The sequence below is a fragment of the Pararhizobium sp. genome, from assembly GCF_035497515.1.
Lineage (GTDB): Bacteria > Pseudomonadota > Alphaproteobacteria > Rhizobiales > Rhizobiaceae > Pararhizobium.
On record NZ_DATJDJ010000122.1, the window covers coordinates 1 to 2,861 of the forward strand.

The 2,861-nt window shown below is 60.8% G+C and carries 3 protein-coding genes; all 3 read left to right on the plus strand.

Annotation, left to right across the window (positions count from 1 at the left end; all coding sequences use genetic code 11):
- The first annotated feature begins 238 nt into the window (after window positions 1-238).
- Window positions 239-640: a transposase gene (locus tag VL202_RS12980; RefSeq protein ID WP_325464531.1), complete on the plus strand. Its 402-nt coding sequence runs from the start codon at window positions 239-241 to the stop codon at window positions 638-640.
- Entirely contained in the window at window positions 637-981 is a 345-nt protein-coding gene (gene tnpB / locus VL202_RS12985; protein WP_325464532.1) for an IS66 family insertion sequence element accessory protein TnpB, read from the plus strand. Before VL202_RS12980 ends, tnpB begins: the two co-directional genes overlap by 4 nt.
- Window positions 982-1,057: 76 nt before the next feature.
- The gene (gene tnpC / locus VL202_RS12990; RefSeq protein ID WP_325464533.1) at window positions 1,058-2,698 is read left to right on the plus strand and encodes an IS66 family transposase; all 1,641 of its coding nucleotides are present in this window, start codon (window positions 1,058-1,060) and stop codon (window positions 2,696-2,698) included.
- Window positions 2,699-2,861 lie beyond the last annotated feature (163 nt).

The window sequence follows — 2,861 nt, forward strand, 5'->3', positions numbered from 1 at the left end:
CACCAAGCAGGACAGCGGCTTTCGGGAAAGCTCAATGATCGGTGCCGCGCACTTGTGGCGCATCCTCCCGCCTCAATGAGTCAGCAGATCGGCATGTCCGCAAAAGGTCTAAGAGACTGTTTGAGAATGCCTTGAAGAGTCCGGCTTGATGTGATTCAAGCGTAAGCGGGTAGGCAATCCCACGTAGCGCGTTTGTGCGCCGAAGCTCATTTTCTGCATGAATCATGCGGAGAGTCATATGAGCGACAAGGTGAATCAGGTTCGGACGTTCGAAGTTTTGACGGCGACGCCGTCACGGCGTTCGCCGCGGCATTGGTCTGACGACGAGAAGACGCGGCTTGTGGCGGAAGCGTTTTCGCCGAGTGGAACAGTGGCGGAGGTTGCACGCGCCTATGAACTGGACGTGTCGCAACTCTATGCGTGGCGCAAGAAGGCGCTTTCTTCGGGGACGATGACGCCATTATCGGTGCCCTTGGGCGGTCGAACTCTGTCGGAAAGCGAACCGGTGAAGTTCACGCGCTTTGAGGCAGGCGGCGGCGCGGCGGTGGAGATCGTGCTGGGGGATATCGTTGTGCGGGTGAGCAGCGATGTCGATCCGGAGCAGTTGGCGGGGATTATCGGCGCGGTGCGCAAGGCATGATCGCTTCCGGTGTGGTGGTTTACGTGTCGTGCCAGCCAGTCGACTTCCGCAAGGGCGCGGCGTCCTTGATGGCGCTGGTCAGGGATGGCGGTCTCGACCCGTTCTCTGGAGCGCTTCACGTATTCCGTTCGAAGCGTGCGGACCGGGTTCGCATCGTGTGGTGGGACGGCAGCGGGGTCTGCCTCTATTCGAAAACCCTGGAAGAGAACAGCTTCTGCTGGCCGGGCATATCGGCGGCGCGCATGCGTCTCGACCATTCGCAGCTGATGGCGCTTCTGGCCGGAATGGACTGGAAAAGGATTCGTCCGGTCAGGGTCCGACGACCGTTGCTGACGGGCTGAAACCAGCCTGCGGCAAGATGAATCACGGGGCCGTAACGGTTGGGAAAACGACCGTTTTTGTGCTCTGTTGCTTGTCATGGTTCTACCGGGTCTTGCCCTTCCCGACGACGTCGATGCGCTGAAGGCGATGATCCTTTCCATGGCTCGCGAGCAGGTTGCGAGCGAGACCCGGATCGTCGTTGCCCAAGCCCAGATCGCAGCTTTCGAGGCGGAGGTCACCCGGCTGAAGGCCGTCGAGAAGAGCGCCAACGAGCGGATCGCCAACCTCACGTCGATCCTGAAGGTTTTGCAGCGCACGCAACATGGCACCCGTTCTGAGCGGCTGCGCCTGGCCGTCAACGACGAGCAGGCCGCCTTTGCCTTCGAGGAGGTCGAGACCGGCCTCTCGGCGATTCAGACCGAGCTCGATCGTGCGTCCGCAGACAAGCCGAAGCGTGCCCCACGTCCGCGTAAGGGCTTTGCCGCTCACCTCGAACGCATCGAGGAGATGATCGAGCCGGAAATCCCTGCCGAGTGCGAGGGGCTGGAAAAGGTTCTGATCGGCGAGGATCGTTCCGAGCGGCTGGACGTGGTGCCGCCGAAATTCCGGGTCATCGTCACGCGCCGCCCCAAATACGCTTTCCGGGACCGTGATGGCGTGATCCAGGCTCTGGCGCCGGCGCACATCATCGAAAGCGGCCTGCCGACGGAGCGGCTGCTCGCCTATATCGCCGTCTCGAAATACGCCGATGGCCTCCCGCTTTATCGGCAGGAGGCAATCTATCTGCGCGACGGTGTCGAGATCAGCCGGTCGCTGATGGCGCAGTGGATGGGGCATCTGGGCTTCGAGCTTCAGATATGCGCAGATTACATCCTCGAGCGGGTCAAGGAAGGCGACAGGGTCTTTGCCGACGAGACGACCTTGCCCACTCTGGCCCCCGGTTCAGGGAAAACAACGAAGGCATGGCTGTGGGCCTACGCACGCGATGACCGACCTTATGGCGGAACCAGCCCGCCGATGGTTGCCTATCGCTTTGAAGACAGCCGTAGTGCGGAGTGCGTGGCGCGCCATCTCGCCGGGTTCAATGGCATCCTGCAGGTCGATGGATACACGGCCTATACCAGCTTGGCCAAGGCCCGGGCCAAGGCCGGCAGTAATGAGGCGATCCAGCTCGCTGGGTGCTGGGCGCACCTACGGCGCAAGTTTTACGACCTGCACATCAGCGGGGTCTCGCAGGCTGCGACGGTAACGATCATCGCCATGACCGAATTGTGGAAGGTCGAGGACGAGGTTCGCGGCAAGGATGCCGGAAGCCGCGCCGCGCTGCGTCAGGAAAAGTCTGCGGCCATCATCACTAACCTCTTCGCGCAGTGGGAAAAAGAACTGCACAAGGTCTCCGGAAAATCCAAGACCGCCGAGGCGATCCGCTACGCGCTAACCCGGCGCGAGGCGCTGGAGCGCTTCCTGAAGGACGGCCGTATCGAAATCGACTCCAACATCGTCGAACGCGCGATCAGGCCCCAAACAATTACGAGAAAGAACAGTCTATTCGCCGGAAGCGAAGGTGGTGGACGGACATGGGCCACGCTGGCCACCTTGCTGCAGACCTGCAAAATGAACAGCGTCGATCCGCTCGACTGGCTCTCCCAGACCTTGACCCGCATCGCTCAAGGCTGGCCGGCATCTGAAATCGAAGCCCTCATGCCATGGAACTTCAAGCCTGACGTTATCGGCTGACCGCTTACGATCAAAGCGGAGTATCATCAGTTCAAAACAGTGGAAACAAGCGTTCAGATACGAACCAAAGACCATTACTACGCAGTCAAGGATAAATGGTGCGGCCTGCGCGCTCCCGATCGGGAGCGTGCACCAAGCCCCTATCTCGGTTCCAGTCACGGGA

Bases quoted from the DNA above. Each gene is read 5' to 3' on its own strand.
- VL202_RS12980 (WP_325464531.1), top strand. From the start codon at position 239: ATGAGCGACAAGGTGAATCAGGTTCGGACGTTCGAAGTTTTGACGGCG.
- tnpB (WP_325464532.1), top strand. From the start codon at position 637: ATGATCGCTTCCGGTGTGGTGGTTTACGTGTCGTGCCAGCCAGTCGAC.
- tnpC (WP_325464533.1), top strand. From the start codon at position 1,058: ATGGTTCTACCGGGTCTTGCCCTTCCCGACGACGTCGATGCGCTGAAG.